The sequence below is a fragment of the Macrococcus sp. PK genome (genome assembly GCF_022501545.1).
Lineage (GTDB): Bacteria > Bacillota > Bacilli > Staphylococcales > Staphylococcaceae > Macrococcoides > Macrococcoides epidermidis.
The window spans coordinates 1-18,882 of sequence record NZ_JAEPRF010000022.1 but is presented as its reverse complement, the minus strand read 5'-3'; the positions used below and the strand labels follow the sequence as shown (position 1 = coordinate 18,882).

Below are 18,882 nucleotides of genomic sequence, written 5' to 3'. Positions count from 1 at the left end.
TAACACAGGTGGAACAACAACACCAGGTGGCGACACTGTTGATAACGCAGTAGCACCGATCGTTGAAGCTAACAAATCTGATAACGCTAAGACAACTGAAGACCTATCTTCTTTACCAGATACTGGTGAAGCTAAAGATTCAGGTGCAGCAGCTGGATTAGTAGCAGCGATTGGAGGATTTGCATTACTTGCGGCTCGTAGAAGACGTCAAGATGATGTTCAATCTGACAATAAATAATATTAATATTAATATTTATATAAGTAACCCCATTCGAAATATTCGAATGGGGTTATTTTTGTTTTATATATAATGGAAGAAAATCATACATTTTCATAAAAAAAGAAACCCAGATAAATGGGTTTCTTAATGCCTTTATTTCACTCCAACTTGATCCCAGGCTACGCTAACTTGGTTAGCTATTGTTGTACCGTATAAATCATTAGCAGATTGTACGAGTGCTTGTTTTGCATCTAGGAAGTTAGCTGTCGAAGTTAAATATTGAGTAAGTGCACGGTAATAGATTTGCTGTGATTTGTCTATTCCGATAGCCGTAATTGTATTGTAAGCTGCTTTATTTGGAATACCCATATTCGTATGAACACCACCATAATCAGCTGTTGTCGTTACATAGCCGCTCATGTTACTTGGCTGGCCGTATAATTCAGGATTGGCTAGACTACGTAAGCCATCACCTGCGATACTAGGTGTATAAATATCTTCAGCAATTAACCAATCTTGTGGATCGTTGAAATATGCAAAGACGTCCGAAATACTTTCATTTAATGCACCAGTCTGTCCTTGATTACCAAGTGCAGCAGTCGTCTGAATGACACCGTGAGTAATTTCGTGTGCTACTACATCAAGTGCACCTGATGTTGCGCGAAATTTCGTACCATCACCATCACCGTAAATCATTTTATCACCAATCCATGCAGCATTGTTACGATAATCGTTTGTCGTATAAATCGTATTAACACCAACAAGAGATGGAATTGCAGTCCCTTTATTGTCGTAAGATTCTCTGCCGAATGTTTTCTTATAATAATCATATACGCGACCAGCATAGTAATGTGCGTCAACTGGTGCTTTTTGATTTGTAGCATTAAATGTTTTATCTGTGTCACTTACTATCGTCCCAACGCCTGTAGCAGTGTTATATTGATATGTTGTAAGTTGGCCTGCGTGTGTTAAATCTTCTAAAGTGTATGTAGTTCCACTATTAATATTAATTGATTTGTAAGATCCAGTAACACCGAGACCAAGTCCTGTTGTTGCGGTTTTTTTAATCTCATTGTCTTTGGCTACAATTGTTCCATCCTGTGCGTTGACTTTAATATTCCAGTGACCGATTGTAGGAAATGTCGTAATTAACTCTATATCGTATACGTATAACATTTTATCACTATCAATATTTAATGTATTTTGTTTAACGACTTCACCAGGAAAGTTTTTGGCATCACTTTGCTTCATATTTATTGCATCAAACGCTTTTGTTAATGCTTGTTCTTTAGATAGTTGAATTTTATTTGATGGTATTTGATCTTTAGCATCTGTCGCACCATTAATCATAACCACTTTCCCTTTAGGATTGACGTGAACTTTGATTTCACTGTCATCAACGATTTTACCGTTAACTTTAGGGACAAGTGTATAATGCGTGAATCCTAATTCATCTGTTGTTTGATTATGCACACTATATTTATGAAACATTGCTTTTGCATTCTCGCTGTTTGGTAACGTCTTTAGACTATCAATTGCAGACTGGTTATCTTTAACAGCTGCCTGTGTCGTTTGTGTTGCGGCAGTAGTAGTTATTACTACAGTAATTAATGTAGAAAGAATATGTTTATTCATGTATTGCTCCTTTATTTTGAATGGGTATGAATGAATTATAGTGGCAAAATATCACTTTGTATATAATTTATTTATTCGTATGCTTCAAAATGTCTTCTTTTGTGAAAGTTTTAGGGCGATAAACAGCTAATTTATTTTGTTGTATAAGTGTTTCTATCTTTTCGATAAATACTTCTATTGAATCATCGCCATCTACTGTTGAAAAATCAGTAAAGTCATATTGCCACCATTTAAGTTGCAACAATTTTTCAATGATATGCTCATCGAATCGATATTTGATGACACGTGCAGGAACACCCCCAACAATCGCGTATGGTGGTACGTCTTTAGTGACTACTGAGCCCGCGGCGACAATTGCGCCATCACCGATATTGATACCAGTTGAGAGAATTAGTACATCTTGTCCAATCCATACATCATTACCAATGACGATAGGAGATTCTTCTTCACTTCCTGGCGATACCATTTTGAACTGTGTTGAATGTTTATTTAAATGGGATTTAACAATGTTTCCATCTGCGTTATATGTTAGCGGTGATGTTGTAAAGCGATCAGTCGGATGGCTAAAGCCAGTACGTCTAACATCATTGGCAATTGAAGTATAACGTCCAACGATTGTGTTTAATGGGAGCAGACTTCTTGTATAACTAAATGCACCCATAGAGAAGAAGAAGTTTGTACCACCAAATACGGTGTTTGGCTCGATGACTGCCTGATCTGCAACATATATTACATCACCTTGTGGTGCGATAATGTGTCCATGTTCATTAATTTTTGTGAATATGTGATTCTGTGTTAAGAAATCCAGAGTTTGTTGAGTTGGATAAATAGCCATGTGATTATGCTTTTGTTGTAAATGTAAGTCATCTGTGATGAAATGAATACCGTTTATGATTGAAGCCAATATGTAATCTCCTTATCGATTGAAATCAGCAATTAACTTTTGCCACTTGTTAAAGTTTGCTGTCTCTGAATACTTTTGTTTTGTTAAAATACAATTCTTATAATATTTATCGCGTAAATCAGCGTCTTTTAAAAATTGATACACTTTCTCGTAAAGTGCTTGTTCATCATTAAAAGGAACGATATTACCATTTACATCATTAATAATGATTTCACTTGGCCCATACTTTACATCATATCCAATGACAGGTGTGTTATGATTATATGATTCAAGTAACACTAAAGCGAACCCTTCTTCTGTACTTGTAATAAGGGATAATCCACTTTCTTCGTAAGCTTGTGATAAGTCTGTTGAATACCCTTTAAGTGAGATATAAGATTCCGCGTCTAGTTCAATGATAAGATTTTTTAACGCGTCCTCTACACCGCCTAAACCACCAAAACCATAAATATCTAAAGTTAATTCAGGAAAATGTTCTTTTAGACGATGAACTAATCTAATTTGATGATCAATTTGCTTAGTCTGTATGTAACGTGCGACAGAAATAATTTTGTACGGGTTCTTATGGCTAATATCAGTAATGGGGATGAGTGCTTCATCTTTAATCATACCTACAGGGATATTATAAATGCGACCGTTAAATGGGCTAGATTCAATTAAATCTAGCTTTTGTTCTTCAGTTGAACAAATCAACGCATCGAAACGATCAATATGGTCTCCCAGGAAATTATATGGCCATTTAAAAGGACGACCTTCACTATAAGCATCTGGAAGATGTGTAGTATGCATAAAGATTGCTGCAGGGATAGATGATCTTGTCATAGCAAAAGGTTTAACGTATTCGTAAGGGCGATCGATAATAAACACATCACCCTCCTTATATATACATTCGATGAAGTGTGCGATAAGTTCGTCTTCATTTGCGAAGTAAAGTGTTGAACCGTTCTGTTGCTTAAGTAAGATAGACACCGGAGCTTGTTGGTTGTTTATATCAAAATGCTTCTCTAAAACAATATCCCCTGCAGGATTATAGTACTGCTCTAAAAAGACGCGTTCTTCCGGGCCGAGAAAGCGGACAGAACTTAGGAATCCTCGATTGTCATAACGCTCATGCTTCGTAATCGTACCGATATTACTAATATAATTGACGAAGTTTAACTTTTTACGTTCAGTTGTTACAAAACGTGCATACATTAGAAACTTTCCGGTCGGAGATTTCACTTGTATGTCTAACTGATGGTCGACTACATCAAGTTGATAATGCAATACTTCTTTCCAGTAACGTGGTAAGTCAAGCGTAGTGGATTCTTTCAAATATACAGCATTTTGAAAGTAATCATACATATTAATAGTGTCGTATTCTACTCCTTGATGAACTAAAGTATCGTAAGCCATGTGGTTATAATCCACCGTTAATATTTTAGCGGGTATATTGTGTTGTTTAAATAATTTTAGACGGTTAAAGTATGCTTTATCTACACCAGTTATATGGTATGGAACATTCATACATGTGAAATAGTACATTGAGCACCCTCCTAGATATTTATATCCATAGTCAATCTATTATAATCTATTTTAAATTCATTTTAAGCAATTAATCTAAAAAATATAAACAATAAAATTTTAATATATTTTTTAGATGGTATACAATATAATCAGATATCTTTTTCGTCAGAAATATTAATTTGTCTGAAAACATGTATTTTTACCATAATATACTATAAAAGATATAATAGCGAATGTAGTAGTATTTAAAAAAAGACAAATAAAAAATTTTTTAATAAATAATAATTAATATTTAAGAAAATTTTTTATTTATGCTTGTACTATTTTATTAACCACGTTATAATGAAAAAATTAATAAAGAGAATAAAATGCGAGTAAGTTATCTATTATATATAGAGGTGGAAAATGAAAAGAAAAGAAAGAAATTTCAAGTCGAGTGTTATAGATGAAAAAGTACGTTTTAAATTATATAAATCAGGTAAACATTGGGTCAAAGCTGGATTGAAAGACCTTCAGTTATTAAGAATTATGGGATTGCCTATGATTATTAAAACTGTAAATGAACAAGAAGAAATGAATGATAAAGCACATCAGTCAATGAAAGATAAAATAGCTAAAGGTACAGCGATAGCTACAGGTGGGTTCATCGCAGCTAATGCATTTGATCCAAACCAGGCTTTTGCAGCCTCAGACTTACCCGTAACTTCTGAACTTGCTACAGGAAGTGAAGTAATAGCCAATCAAAACTCAACAGTTATTACAGATTCTACTGAAGCAAATTCTGCAACCTCAGAATCGGCTGCCTCAGACTCAAATACAGAGAACAATTCAACGTCAGAGAAATCAACTTCAGAATCTACAGAAAAATCTACATCTGATTCAGTGAGTGAATCATCATCATTAAGTTTATCCGCCTCGGTGAGTGAATCATCATCAACATCTATTAGTGAGAGTGAACAGCAGTCTGAAAGTGTGTCTGCTTCAGAAGCATCGACAACAGAGACAAAGTCAGATAGTTTATCTGCATCAATAAGTGAAGAGCAATCAACATCAGTTAGTGCAAGTGAACAGAAGTCAGAGAGTATTTCTACATCTGAAACATCAACTACTGACAGTATGTCTGCAAACGCTACAAATAGTGATTCGGCGAGTATGGGAGCAAATACATCAGATTCAACTATGAACTCAACTTCATTAAATCAATCATTATCACTGTCGCAATCAATGTCCCAAGCATCAACTTCTGATACGTCATCGTCTCTTGCAACAATTAGCTCATTATCCAATGGCACGATTACACTTGGAAATTTAGGGACGATTATGGCATTAGGAACTGTAACAAGCGGAAACGTGACTACAATTACTGGTGCTGGAACAGATACTTTCAACAATTTACCGATTTACTATATATTAAAGGTTACGAATAATGGAACTACAACAACATTCACATATACTGTAACGTATGACAACCCAGACACTGCAACTGTAGAGAAACCAACAACTAAATTATCTACATCATTGAAGAATACATCAACAACTAATGCACCGATGATTACACTTGGTAGTGGATATGGCACTACAACCACAGCAACCTCATCTTTAATCAACCAGGCAACCGGAGCAACAGCGCCATCACCAGCCCCAGCACCATTAACACAGGCAATGCAGACTGTAGGTGGAGGGTATTCTTGGCCAACAGGTTATATTATGAACGGAACATATGCTAACCAAGGATATGGATTAACAACAACATTCACTGTCAATAACTTATCTACAGGAACAAGATCATTCACCTTTAATCCATATGCATCTCAAGATGGTGGTGGATTAGCAGATTACTTTGCTAATGCTGGAACGATATCTTATACAGATCCAAGTCAGTCTGCATCATTAAGTGCAAGTGCTAGTACTTCAAAAGTAAACAGCGTAAGTGCAAGTACATCGTTAGTAAACAGCGTAAGTGCAAGTACATCTTTAGCAAACAGTGTAAGTGCAAGTACATCTTTAGCAAACAGTACAAGTACATCTTTAGCAAACAGTACAAGTACATCTTTAGCAAACAGTACGAGTACATCGTTAGCAAACAGTACAAGTGGTTCAATAAGCCAGTCGACATCAGGCTCAGTAAGTCAATCGACAAGAAGTTTATTATCGAACTCGATTAGCACATCACAATCAACAAGCGGATCAACAAGCCAGTCGACATCTGGTTCAGTAAGTCAATCAACAAGCGGTTCATTATCGAACTCGATTAGTACGTCACAATCAACAAGTGGATCAACAAGTCAATCAACATCGGGATCAGTATCTCAATCAACAAGCGGCTCATTATCGAACTCGATTAGCACATCACAATCAACAAGTGGATCAACAAGCCAGTCGACATCAGGCTCAGTAAGTCAATCGACAAGCGGTTCATTATCGAACTCGATTAGCACATCACAATCAACAAGTGGATCAACAAGTCAATCAACATCGGGATCAGTATCTCAATCAACAAGCGGCTCATTATCAAACTCGATTAGCACATCACAATCAACAAGTGGCTCAGTAAGTGAATCAACATCAGGTTCAATTTCTGAATCAACAAGTGGCTCAGTAAGTGAGTCGACATCAGGTTCAGTATCAGAATCGACAAGTGGCTCAGTAAGCGAATCAGTATCAGATTCTATTTCAGAGTCAACATCAGGATCAATCTCAGAATCAACGAGTGGTTCAGTAAGTGAGTCAACATCAGGTTCGATTTCAGAATCAACAAGYGGWTCAGTAAGTGARTCARYWTCAGGTTCAATTTCAGARTCAACAAGYGGWTCTGTRAGTGAATCAACRTCAGGWTCAATYTCAGAATCAACRAGTGGATCAGTAAGTGAATCGACATCAGGTTCAATTTCAGAATCGACGAGTGGTTCGGTGAGTGAGTCAACTTCTGGATCAGTGTCAGGTTCAATTTCAGAATCGACGAGTGGTTCGGTGAGTGAATCAACATCTGGTTCAATTTCAGAATCAACGAGTGGTTCGGTGAGTGAATCAACATCAGGTTCAATTTCAGAGTCAACTTCTGGATCAGTGTCAGGTTCAAATTCAGAGTCAACAAGTGGTTCAGTAAGTGAGTCGACATCAGGCTCGATTTCAGAATCAACAAGCGGTTCGGTGAGTGAGTCAACTTCTGGATCAGTGTCAGGTTCAATCTCAGAATCGACAAGCGGTTCGGTAAGTGAGTCAACATCAGGTTCGATTTCAGAATCAACCAGCGGATCAGTAAGTGAGTCGACATCAGGCTCGATTTCAGAATCAACTTCTGGTTCAGTAAGTGAATCAACGTCAGGTTCAATCTCAGAATCGACGAGTGGTTCGGTGAGTGAATCAACATCTGGTTCAATTTCAGAATCAACGAGTGGATCAGTAAGTGAGTCAACATCAGGTTCAATTTCAGAATCGACGAGTGGTTCAGTAAGCGAATCAACATCAGGTTCAATTTCAGAATCAACAAGCGGTTCGGTGAGTGAGTCAACTTCTGGATCAGTGTCAGGTTCAATCTCAGAATCGACAAGTGGTTCAGTAAGTGAATCAACATCAGGTTCAATCTCAGAATCGACAAGTGGTTCAGTAAGTGAATCAACATCAGGTTCAATCTCAGAATCGACAAGTGGTTCAGTAAGTGAGTCAACGTCAGGTTCAATTTCAGAATCGACAAGTGGAACTATGAGCGAATCAAGTTCTGAGTCTATGACTTCTCAATCAACTAGTATGTCAAATGCTTATGAGGAAGATGATTTTGCAACGTTGCCGTTACTATGATGATTCAGTAACTCCTGCAGATGATAATGATGATGCAGATATATTACCTGCTTATCAAGAAGATGATAATGATGATGCAGATATATTACCTGCTTATCAAGAAGATGATAAAGATAGCCTAGGAAATACGAAAGATTCATCTAAGCATGCAGAGATTCTTCCGGATACGGGTGAACGTAGCGGTACGTTATTGCCAGGTGCATTTGCGTTACTTGCGGGTCTTGGATTGCTTAAGAAGAAAAAGAAAGACAATGATGAAGGAAATGAAGAAGTATAATTTAATATGATATTATCTAGAGTACAAGTACGCACAGGCGTACTTGTACTTTGGTATAATATTAAATATATTTCTATAATTAGGAGTAAAATTATGAGTAGCCATTACATTGAAATGAATGAATGGAAAACGGTGAGAAGGCGTTTATTATTTACATGTTTATTATTAATCATTTATGTAATAGGAACGCGTATTCCATTGTTATCAACACCAAATGAACTAAACATAGATTCAACTTATAAAATGACAATCGCCAATATGGGAGGCAATTTAGATAGTATTAATATTTTTTCTCTAGGACTTGGTCCGTGGTTAACAGCGATGATAATCACTATGCTTTATTATTATAAGTTTCCGGAGAAAATGGTTAAACTTACTCAATATGAACGAAGTATTAGAGAAAAAATATTAACTCTAATAATCGCAATTATTCAAAGTTATTTTTTAGTCAGACAAGCATATATTTTAAACCCTGAACAGCCATATTCACAATGGATTGCGATGCTTGTATTAATTAGTGGAAGTATGCTTTTAATGTGGATGGCTGATATTAATACAATTAGAGGGATTGCTGGAGCAATGCCTATCGTTTTCATTAGTATTATTAGAAGCTTTCTTAGCCAATCTTCTGTATTATTTTCGGTTGGTCCGATCATTGTTATGTTTGCTTTTATATTTGTATTAATTGCATTTATTGTTTTATTAGTGCTTGAGTTATCAGAGTATCATATTAAATATGAGGATATTATGACGGTTTCAACGCCTTATCAGAAACCTTATATTGCCTGGAAGTTAAATCCAAGTGGCAGTTTATCGATTATGATTACAATTGCACTATTTATAAGTTTGAAGTATTTTGTTGATTTAATGTTACATGCATTAACGTTAGGTGATTATGTTGATACGTCTTTTATAAGTTTCACTAATCCTGTAGGAATCACATTATTTGTCTCAATGTTATTTGTTTTTAATTTCTGGCTTTCTGTTTTTATGTTAAATCCAAAGAATAAAGCTGAGATGTTTCAAAAGAGTGGCAACTATTTTATCGGTATTCAACCTGGTAAAGCGACTGAAAGGTTTCTAAAAGATAAAGCACGCAAAGTTAGTTTTGTAGGTGCATTTATCGTTACACTCATTATTGGTATCCCATTATTTACGACATTACTGTATCCAAAATCATCTGTAGAGATTATTCTGTCGATTCAGATTATCATGGTTGTATATATTGCTTTAAATATGGTTGAATATGTAAAAACTTTATTATATTTTGATCGATACGAAGGATTTTTAAAACGTTATTGGTAAGGAGTTTATATGAAATATTTTATTCCCGCTTGGTATGCACAAAATCAGTGGTGGCAAGACCGAGCAAGACCTTATTATGATGATGTTCACACGAAGACAGAATTTGATGACATGGTGAGTATTATGGGTATGCATTACAAAAATGATAACCCTTTTAAAATGATAATCCTAAATCATTTTACAGACTTAAGATCATTTTTGTATCGCAATCAGTTATTCGAATGTGATTACTGGTCTGTGTTTGATGAGATACAGGGATTTAAAAATATGACCCCCCAAGCAATAGACTACAGAGATTTAGATTGGCCCGAACATACTGAATTTGTATATACGCCGTATTTAATTCGCTGCATTACGTCAAATGATACTTATTCACATATTCATTATTCTAATATGGGGTATTTAATCTGGATTGAAGATTTCAAAGATGATATAAAGACGCATCGTTATGTATTTGATGATCGTGGTATGCTTTCAAGTGTTGAGGTGTATGACGATGGTGAGCTAGCTTATAGTCAATTGATGAGTGTAAAAGGTGATGTTGTGCTTACAGAATATACAGCTGGTGAAGTAATGATAGCAAGTGCTTATCAGTCACAATTTAAGCAGACATCGTATTCATCGATGATGGAACTGATTGAAGAAAGACTTCAACTATATCTTGAGAATGTATCACAAGAGCCGATCATTGCAGCTGCGCATTATCACCATAATAAGCTTATTAATCGTGTTGTAATTGAAAAAAATTTAACGTATTGTATCTTTACAAAGCGTAATCGCATTATTCAGCAAGATGAGTTAATTGAGATGCAACACGCATCTCATTGGGTTGTTGATACACAAGATAATGAAGCAATATTAGCTACAGTTAAGCCTGAAGGTATGTTAAGGATCACACCTTTTAACACTCAGGCTTTGCCAAGTCTTAGCAGTCAATTGTATGAGACGTATATAGGTGTAAATATTGATGGTCTAGACGCTGAAAGATTGAATTCATTAATTGATTTACTAATTGATTTTGTCGTAGAGAATGAACAGATGAAAATTGTATTGATGACCCGTGAAAGTTTATCTAATTATCATTATTTAACCGAGAAAGTAGAAGCTATTAATGACCGATTTATTGCTGAAGCTGATACTTTAGGCTTGTTTAATGAGGAAGATACTGAAAAAGCAAAGGTGATACAATTAGTATCACTTCCGTTTGAGAATGATGTTATTAAAAAAATTGCCGAGCTCAGAATTGTAATAGATTTAAATCAAGAACCTGATTTATTCCTGCAGATTTGCGCAATCAGTGCAGGTATTCCTCAAATAAACATGAGAGCAACAGACTATGTTGAAGACAATATTAATGGGATGATTATCCATGATGATGATGGTATTACGCTTGCGCTCAATTATTACTTACTGGTCTTAAAACATTGGAACGCATCACTTGCATACAATATGAAATTGACGAAAAAATATGCATCGATTAATATTATCAATCAATTTGATCGATTTATTAAAGGAGAAGCATATGAGAAAGAAATTTAAAGTATTACAAATTGGAACACAAAATGATACAGCTGCTTTTGAAAGTAACAATAATATTTATTGGCAGTTTGTTCATATAGAGCGACTCATAGAACCATTTGAAATAATCGAAGGATTAAAGGTGTTCTTAAAAAAGGCAAAGGCTTTTGACTTTATATTAATTGAAGCACATAAAACGGATGAACTCATGATGGTTATAGAAGATATTGTTACGCCTTATAATACGTACGTGACAAGTACATATTGGCCGGAATTTGAAAGTCTTAAGTTGACACGTCAAATGCTAATTAGAGAATTCAGTGCACCAAATCGTGAAGCGCTTATTGAAAAGATTAAGTCGATTGCGTATGTGGGTCAATACGGTGATAAGATTCATACGAAAAGTATTGTGGCACACCCTTCATTTAAAGGACAGGTAGAGTACCTCGGAAATAAATATGTTGTCTTTGATTGTCCGAAGACAAATGAATTCGTACCGATTGCGACATGGCGTTACAATATTTTTTATGAAAAAGACAGAGTACTTGAAGTATGGCCGGAATTTGAAATAGATAATGAGTTAGACATGCAATTAAGAATTCGTATGATTCCTTCTGGAACAATTGGTATGTTGACTGAAGAATACGTTGTCCCATTAGAAGATTTACAAGAACCAATAAAGTTTAAGCGACTTGATTATGAAGCATATTTATCGATAACCGTTGAAGTTAAAGGAAAAGGTAAACTATTACTTGGTGCACTGCATAGAAGGTGGAGCCGACTTGAATTTGGAAGTTTTCTTATGGGTGGAAAACGCTTTGCAGATGATCAACGTAATGAATTCATTTACTATTTGCATCCTGGCGATTTAAAGCCACCGCTTAACGTATATTTCAGTGGATATAGAACAGCAGAAGGTTTTGAAGGTTATTTTATGATGAATATGTTTGATGCTCCCTTTTTGTTGATTGCAGATCCAAGACTTGAAGGTGGATCTTTCTATATGGGGTCACAAGAATATGAACATGCGATTAAAGAAGTGATTGAGCAAAGTTTAGAGCAGCTCGGTTTTAATAGCGATGATTTGATCTTATCAGGATTATCGATGGGCTCATTCGGCGCATTGTACTATGGTGCACAACTTAATCCTGCAGCCGTTATAGCAGGTAAACCTTTGGTCAATGTTGGAACGATAGCAGATAATATGAAGTTGTTAAGACCAAATGATTTCGGCACTGCTAATGACGTACTCATGTCCTTAACTGGTGGGACTTCAAAAGAGCATATTGCAGCTTTAAACGAGAAATTCTGGAAAGTATTTAGTGACTCTGATTTATCTCAGACAACATTTGCACTTTCATACATGATGCATGATGATTATGATTTACTGGCCTTTGATGATTTACTACATGTATTATCGGAGAAACATGTGAAGACGATTAGCCGTGCCATTCCTGGGCGTCACAATGATGATTCGAGTACGATTAATAACTGGTTTGTACATTTCTATAATGTATTATTAGAAACCGAATTTGGGAGAATACCACATGATCGATAATAAATTTATCATTCAATGGAAACATATTGAAGCAACAACGTTTATGTATGGTACAACATTATCATTTGATGATAACAAAGTGAAATTTAAGAACGAATTAATGCCAGCAGGTACAGTCATTCATAGTTGGATGATGACGAGTGCTTATTTTCGTGAACGTCATATACCAAGTCTACCGATATTGAAGCGTAACAAAGCGTACGATATAAAATTTAATATCGAAGAAACCCCAGCAAATTCTGTTTACTTCAAACTGTCTATGTATCGCCGTAATAAATCTTTGATAAAAGCAATTATATTTAACGAAAAAGAAGGTACATTTACGTATTCAGAAGAAGCGTATTATTATGAAATTGAGATGCTTAGCGCTTCAGTAAAGTCATTTGAATTTGAATCTATAACAATTGAAGCGATAAGTAATATTCATCAACTAAATTGTGATGAACAAAGCTTTAACTATAATAATGCTAATGTATTGAAACAATTAAAGCGGGATGACATAAAGAGGTGATCAGATGAAGCATATGATAAATACAGTGATTAATGATGCGCGATTACGTGGGTTACAGAGAATATTACGTAAGATTGTACGTTTATCCGAAACATATTCAACATTCACTGATGAAGCCTTGCAAAGTAAAACAGCAGAATTTAAGAAGAGATTATCTCAAGGAGAAACGCTGGACGATATTATGCCTGAAGCATATGCAGTGTGTCGTGAAGCAAGTCGTCGCGTAATAGGTCTGTATCCAAAAGAAGTACAAATTCTGGGTGCGATTGTGATGCACCAAGGTAATATTGCAGAGATGCAGACTGGTGAAGGGAAGACATTGACTGCAACAATGCCTTTGTATCTTAACGGCCTTCAAGGTAATGGAAATATGCTAGTTACAACGAATGATTATTTAGCTAAGCGTGACTTTATGGAAATGCAGCCATTATATTCTTGGTTAGGTCTTACTGCCAATTTAGGATTTGTTGATGAGCCTGGTTATGACTATAAACCAGGTGAAAAGAAGGCAATCTATGAAGCAGATATTATCTATACAACGAATGGTATATTAGGTTTTGATTACTTGATAGATAATCTAGCTGATAATATAAAGAGCAAATATATGCCACAGCTTAAATATGCTATTATCGATGAAATTGATTCAATTATTCTAGATGCAGCACAGACACCACTCGTCATTTCAGGAGCCGCTCGTGTACAGTCGAATCTATATCCGAATGTCAAAGAGTTTATCGATACACTGTCTGAAGATGATTATGAATATAAAGAAGATGAACAGGAAATATACCTTACAGATAAAGGTGTGCGCACTGCTGAACATTATTTTCAAATTAAAGGATTGTATGAAGCCCGATATTTTGATCTTGTGAGAATCATTAACCTCTCTTTACGTGCAAAGTTTCTCTTTGAACGCAACATTGATTATATAGTAAGGGATAATGAAGTGATTCTAATTGATCGTACAACAGGAAGAATGCTTACCGGTACGAAACTGCAATCAGGTATGCATCAAGCTATAGAAGCGCGTGAACATGTTAAGTTATCACCGGACTTAAGTGCGATGGCTACGATTACTTTTCAAAATCTGTTTATGCAGTTTGATAACTTTTCAGGTATGAGTGCCACTGCAAAACTTGGAGAGAAAGAATTTTCAGACCTGTACAATAAAGTTGTTATTCAAATCCCAACAGATAAACCAGTTATTCGAGAGGATCTGGCAGATAAAGTATTTATTGATATGGAATCAAAGAATAAAGCATTACTAGAACATGTCCTTTCGGTACATCAAACAGGAAGACCAATCTTGATGATTACACGTACCGCAGAAGCTGCAGAGTATTTCTCGGAATTGTTATTTAATTTAGGCATTCCAAATAACTTACTAATCGCACAAAACGTTGCGAAGGAAGCTCAAATGATTAAAGAAGCAGGGCAACATAACGCAGTAACCGTTGCTACTAGTATGGCTGGCCGAGGTACTGATATTAAATTAGATAAGACCTCGCTTGAACTAGGTGGACTTGCGGTAATTATTAATGAACATATGGAGAATAGCCGCGTAGACCGACAACTTAGAGGACGATCTGGTCGACAAGGTGATCCTGGTACAAGTCAAATATTCATTTCTCTAGAAGATTATCTTGTGAAACGCTGGGGAAATGACCGCCTTATTGACAAGCGCGAAACATTGACTGTGAATGCTGAACAGTTGGAAGGTAGTCGACTGCTTCATCAGCGTATTAATCGTATCGTAAAAAAGGCACAGATGGTTTCAGAAGAAAATGGAATCGTCGGTCGACTGATGGCAAATGAATATGAGAAAAGTATTAGTATACAACGTATGAATGTATATCAAGAAAGGGATCGTTTACTAAAATCAGATGATTTCTTTAACTTTAAAGTTGAGCAGGTTGCTAGAGATGTTATCGCTTCATTCGTACATTCACAAGCAACGTTTTCTAAACAAGATATATTAGAATATATTTATAAAAATATAAGCTTTCAATATAGTAAATCAATTGATGAATATGTATTACAGGATAAAGAGGAATTAATTTCATTTCTATTGGATTTATTTAATAAACAGTTACAAAGTAATAGGGATATCATTAATCATGATGATATGTTCCAGGAGTTTCTGAAAAAATCCATTCTTAAAGCAGTCGATACGAACTGGATTAGACAAGTCGATCAATTATCACAGCTTAAAAGTAGTGTGTCAAATCGCAGCGGACATCGTAATGCAATCAGTGAATATCATCGTGTAGCATTAGCATCATATAAAGCTATGGGACATAAAATTTATGAATCCATCGTTAGAAATATGTGTCTCAGCATTATCGCGTTCGATAAAGAGGGTAACTTAATTATCCATTTCCCATAATAAGAGGTGAAATAATGATTTATAATATTAATTTTGGTATAGGATGGGCAAGTAGTGGTGTTGAATATGCTCAAAAGTACCGTGCTAAAGTTTTGCGTGATTTAAATATTCCGGCAAAGTTTATATTTTTAGACTTTATGTCGAATGAAAATATTCAGACGTTATCATCTAATATGGATTTTAAGGATGAAGAGATTATATGGTTATACCAATATTTTACGGATGTAAAAATACACGAAACAACATATACAATAAATGATTTAAAGGAAACATTAGCTGAGAAAGTAGTATCTGAAGAACAAGTTGGTAAACTGAAGAAGCTGATTCTGCCTGGACAGGGCAACTTTATTACCTGTTATTTAAAAGATAAAACAAGTGATAAAGTAGATCGTGCAGAATTCGTTATAAATGGTTATTTAGTGCGCAAAGATTATTATACGTACACTCGCTTATTTAGTGAGTTTTATGGACCTGTAGATGGTGCTGCAAAAGTATTTATGCGCATATTCTATAATGAAAGTGGCTCGATTGCATATAAAGAATACATTGATGGCGAAAATAGTATGTATGATTTTGAAGATATGAAATTATATTCTAAAGAACAGTTTGTTGATTACTTTATGAAATGTTTGAAATTAACTCGTGATGATATCGTTATTCTAGACAGAGGAACGAAAGTCGGTCAAGCCGTGTTCTCTAATAAAGGAGACAGTAAGCTTGGTGTCGTTATCCATGCTGAACATTATAGTGAGAATTTTACAGATGATGATTATATTCTCTGGAATAATTATTATGACTATCAGTTTACAAATGCAGGGTTAGTCGATTTTTATATTGCTTCAACAGATGCACAAAACAAATTGCTCGCTGAGCAATTTAAAAAATATAAAAATATTTCACCAGCGATTTATACGATACCAGTAGGCAGTATTGATGCATTGAAAAAAGGCACAAGACGACCATTTGCAATTATTACTGCATCAAGGCTCGCAAATGAAAAGCATGTTGACTGGATGGTAAGAGCAGTTATCCAGGCCAAGAAAGAAATACCAGAACTCACATTTGATATATACGGAGAAGGTACTGAAAAAAGTAAAATCGCTGAAATTATTAATCAACATGATGCAAATGAATATATTCACTTACGAGGACACGTTGATTTAGCAGAAGTATATAAAAATTATGAATTATTCTTATCGGCGTCTCAAAGTGAAGGGTTCGGTTTAACATTGATGGAAGCGGTAGGTTCAGGGTTAGGGATGATAGGATTTGATGTGAATTATGGTAATCCGACATTTATTAAGCATGGACAAAATGGATTATTGTTGCCACTGGAACTTGAGAAGAAATCAATAGAAGAAACAATAACAGAATATGCTAAGGTAATAGTTAAATTTTACGAGTTATCAATTTCACAAGTAGAAGCACAGTCTTATGAAATAGCTAAACCATTCCTGACAGAGAATGTTCATCAGAAGTGGGAACAACTGATAAATGAGGTGATTCAATGATAACGTTATTTGAAACATTTACAGATGAAAGCGCAACATTGTATCACAGCTTGAAGCAATCTGAAATATATCACCAAACAGCAGTTATCGAAGATGATGGGTTTCTGCCAGATGATGTGATAACACCTTATTTATTCTTTTCTAACTTCATACCATTAAAAAAAGAAAATGGACGTTATTTTAACGAAGTGGCAACACCATTATATTGGGAAATAGAAGGAACAAACAATCAAGGTACAATTAAAGATATGGGGAAGCTACGCGGACGAATATTCTACTGCCGAAACAATAAAAATAGAATTGTAAATCGAGTAGATTGGTTAGATGAAGAAGGAGATGTACGCGCCGTTGATCACTACAATAAGTACGGCTTCAAATTTGCGACGCAAGTATTTAATAAAGCAGGACAATCAGTATTAAAAACATTTTATGATCGTAATGGGAAAGTAATTATATATGAAAACCATTTCACTCAGTCAATTGTACTTACTTATAAAGAGAAAGATTATCTATTTAAAAATAAAATCGAATTCGTCCAATTCTTTTTAAAAGAAGCATTTGATCAATTAGATGGATTTATTTTAAACTCACTTTCTGTTCCATTTATTGCAGTTTATCATTTAGGACTGCCTGGGAAAGATTATTTATTCTGGCAGGAAACGATTCAAGATGACATACCGGGAAATATGAAACTAATGTTTGAATCACCAAATCGTGATTTTACAGCAGTTATTCCTGATAAACTTGAATATGAACGTATACTATCAGTAGTAAATCATTCTGTGAAACATAAAATTAAAAGTGCAGGATACCTTTATAAATATATGAAGAAAGCGCAAATGGGCGAACAAATACTAACACTTACTAATTCAGACCAACTCGAAGATATTGAGCGTTACATTAATGAGTTACCACAATACACTTTTAATGTTGCAGCAGTTACAGAAATGTCACCGAAGTTGATGGAGCTTGGGAAGTATCATAATGTTAAATTATATCCAAGTGTTAAGCGTGATACAGTGATGAAATTATATAAAGAAAGTAATATTTATTTGGATATCAATCATAGTAATGAGATTTTGAATGCAGTTCGTAGTGCATTTGATTTTAATATGTTGATACTTGCACATAACAATACGGCGCATAACAGAAGGTTTACTGCACCTGAACATATTTATGAGCAGACCGAAGACATTATTAGGCAACTAAATCTCTTATATGAAAGACCAGATAAATTTATGGATTTGTTGAAAAAACAAAAGGAACATGCAAATGAAATGACAGTAGAACAGTTTAATAAAACCTTTAATTAAAGCCTGGAATAGATTCCGGGCTTATTTTTTTTATTGAATTCGACGAAAAGGGGACACTTTTTTAAAAATTGTCGCTTTTTATGTTTTAAGCTTTCAAGTAAAGTAAATACATATAAATGTGTTTTAAGATGTATTGAAATATTATTTTTGTATAAAATAAAAACTTCGGAGGAATATATGAAGAAAAAACCTAATAGTAAACGATATGATTTTATATCAAATCGTTTGAACAAGTATTCGATACGTAAGTTTACGATAGGAACATCGTCAATATTAATTGGCTCATTATTATTTTTAGGGAATGCAGTAGACGTAGAAGCAGAGGAAACATCTCAAAGCACAACAAGTGTAGAAACAGCTAATGCACCACCTACTGAAGCGCCAACGACAGAAGCCCCAACGACAGAAGCGCCAACAACAGAAGCGCCAACAACAGAAGC

General features: G+C 35.0%; 14 protein-coding genes. 11 read left to right on the top strand and 3 right to left on the bottom strand.

Translation table 11 applies throughout. From position 1 onward, the window contains the following. Positions 1-238: LPXTG cell wall anchor domain-containing protein (locus JJJ02_RS13205; RefSeq protein ID WP_240839375.1), on the top strand; the 238-nt coding region annotated here is incomplete at its 5' end. Positions 239-373: 135 nt separating this feature from the next. Here the strand turns inward: JJJ02_RS13205 and JJJ02_RS13200 are convergent. The 3 genes from JJJ02_RS13200 to JJJ02_RS13190 form a co-directional block, all read right to left on the bottom strand. After that, positions 374-1,855: a M4 family metallopeptidase gene (locus JJJ02_RS13200; RefSeq protein ID WP_240839373.1), complete on the bottom strand. Its 1,482-nt coding sequence runs from the start codon at positions 1,853-1,855 to the stop codon at positions 374-376. A 67-nt stretch (positions 1,856-1,922) separates the two neighbouring features. Then, complete coding sequence (locus JJJ02_RS13485; protein WP_396614749.1) at positions 1,923-2,759, bottom strand: CatB-related O-acetyltransferase; 837 nt, start codon at positions 2,757-2,759, stop codon at positions 1,923-1,925. A gap of 12 nt (positions 2,760-2,771) precedes the next feature. Then, the gene (locus JJJ02_RS13190; RefSeq protein ID WP_240839371.1) at positions 2,772-4,283 is read right to left on the bottom strand and encodes a glycosyltransferase; all 1,512 of its coding nucleotides are present in this window, start codon (positions 4,281-4,283) and stop codon (positions 2,772-2,774) included. A gap of 387 nt (positions 4,284-4,670) precedes the next feature. On the opposite strand from JJJ02_RS13190, the gene JJJ02_RS13185 reads away from it, so the two are divergent. The 10 genes from JJJ02_RS13185 to JJJ02_RS13140 all read left to right on the top strand — a co-directional run. Next, positions 4,671-8,063, top strand: coding sequence for a KxYKxGKxW signal peptide domain-containing protein (locus tag JJJ02_RS13185; protein WP_240839369.1), 3,393 nt, complete (start codon positions 4,671-4,673; stop codon positions 8,061-8,063). Further along, positions 8,026-8,340 (top strand): LPXTG cell wall anchor domain-containing protein, encoded by a 315-nt coding sequence (locus tag JJJ02_RS13180; protein WP_240839043.1) that lies wholly within the window; start codon positions 8,026-8,028, stop codon positions 8,338-8,340. The genes JJJ02_RS13185 and JJJ02_RS13180 overlap by 38 nt, the downstream gene beginning before the upstream one ends. Positions 8,341-8,433: 93 nt before the next feature. Next, positions 8,434-9,645 (top strand): accessory Sec system protein translocase subunit SecY2, encoded by a 1,212-nt coding sequence (secY2, locus tag JJJ02_RS13175; protein WP_240839045.1) that lies wholly within the window; start codon positions 8,434-8,436, stop codon positions 9,643-9,645. A gap of 9 nt (positions 9,646-9,654) precedes the next feature. Then, positions 9,655-11,184 carry an accessory Sec system protein Asp1 gene (asp1, locus tag JJJ02_RS13170; protein ID WP_240839047.1) on the top strand — a complete coding sequence of 510 codons (1,530 nt, stop codon included), beginning with the start codon at positions 9,655-9,657 and terminating at the stop codon, positions 11,182-11,184. After that, positions 11,168-12,721, top strand: coding sequence for an accessory Sec system protein Asp2 (asp2, locus tag JJJ02_RS13165; RefSeq protein ID WP_240839048.1), 1,554 nt, complete (start codon positions 11,168-11,170; stop codon positions 12,719-12,721). The genes asp1 and asp2 overlap by 17 nt, the downstream gene beginning before the upstream one ends. Further along, a complete protein-coding gene (gene asp3 / locus JJJ02_RS13160; RefSeq protein WP_240839050.1) occupies positions 12,711-13,232 on the top strand; it encodes an accessory Sec system protein Asp3 in 522 nt (173 codons plus the stop codon). Before asp2 ends, asp3 begins: the two co-directional genes overlap by 11 nt. 4 nt (positions 13,233-13,236) lie before the next feature. Beyond that, positions 13,237-15,618 (top strand): accessory Sec system translocase SecA2, encoded by a 2,382-nt coding sequence (gene secA2, locus JJJ02_RS13155; RefSeq protein WP_240839052.1) that lies wholly within the window; start codon positions 13,237-13,239, stop codon positions 15,616-15,618. 11 nt (positions 15,619-15,629) lie between these two features. After that, positions 15,630-17,129 (top strand): accessory Sec system glycosyltransferase GtfA, encoded by a 1,500-nt coding sequence (gene gtfA, locus JJJ02_RS13150; RefSeq protein ID WP_240839157.1) that lies wholly within the window; start codon positions 15,630-15,632, stop codon positions 17,127-17,129. Next, the gene (gtfB, locus tag JJJ02_RS13145; protein WP_240839054.1) at positions 17,126-18,442 is read left to right on the top strand and encodes an accessory Sec system glycosylation chaperone GtfB; all 1,317 of its coding nucleotides are present in this window, start codon (positions 17,126-17,128) and stop codon (positions 18,440-18,442) included. Before gtfA ends, gtfB begins: the two co-directional genes overlap by 4 nt. A gap of 177 nt (positions 18,443-18,619) precedes the next feature. After that, a partial coding sequence (locus tag JJJ02_RS13140; protein WP_240839367.1) for a YSIRK-type signal peptide-containing protein occupies positions 18,620-18,882 on the top strand: 263 nt, incomplete at its 3' end.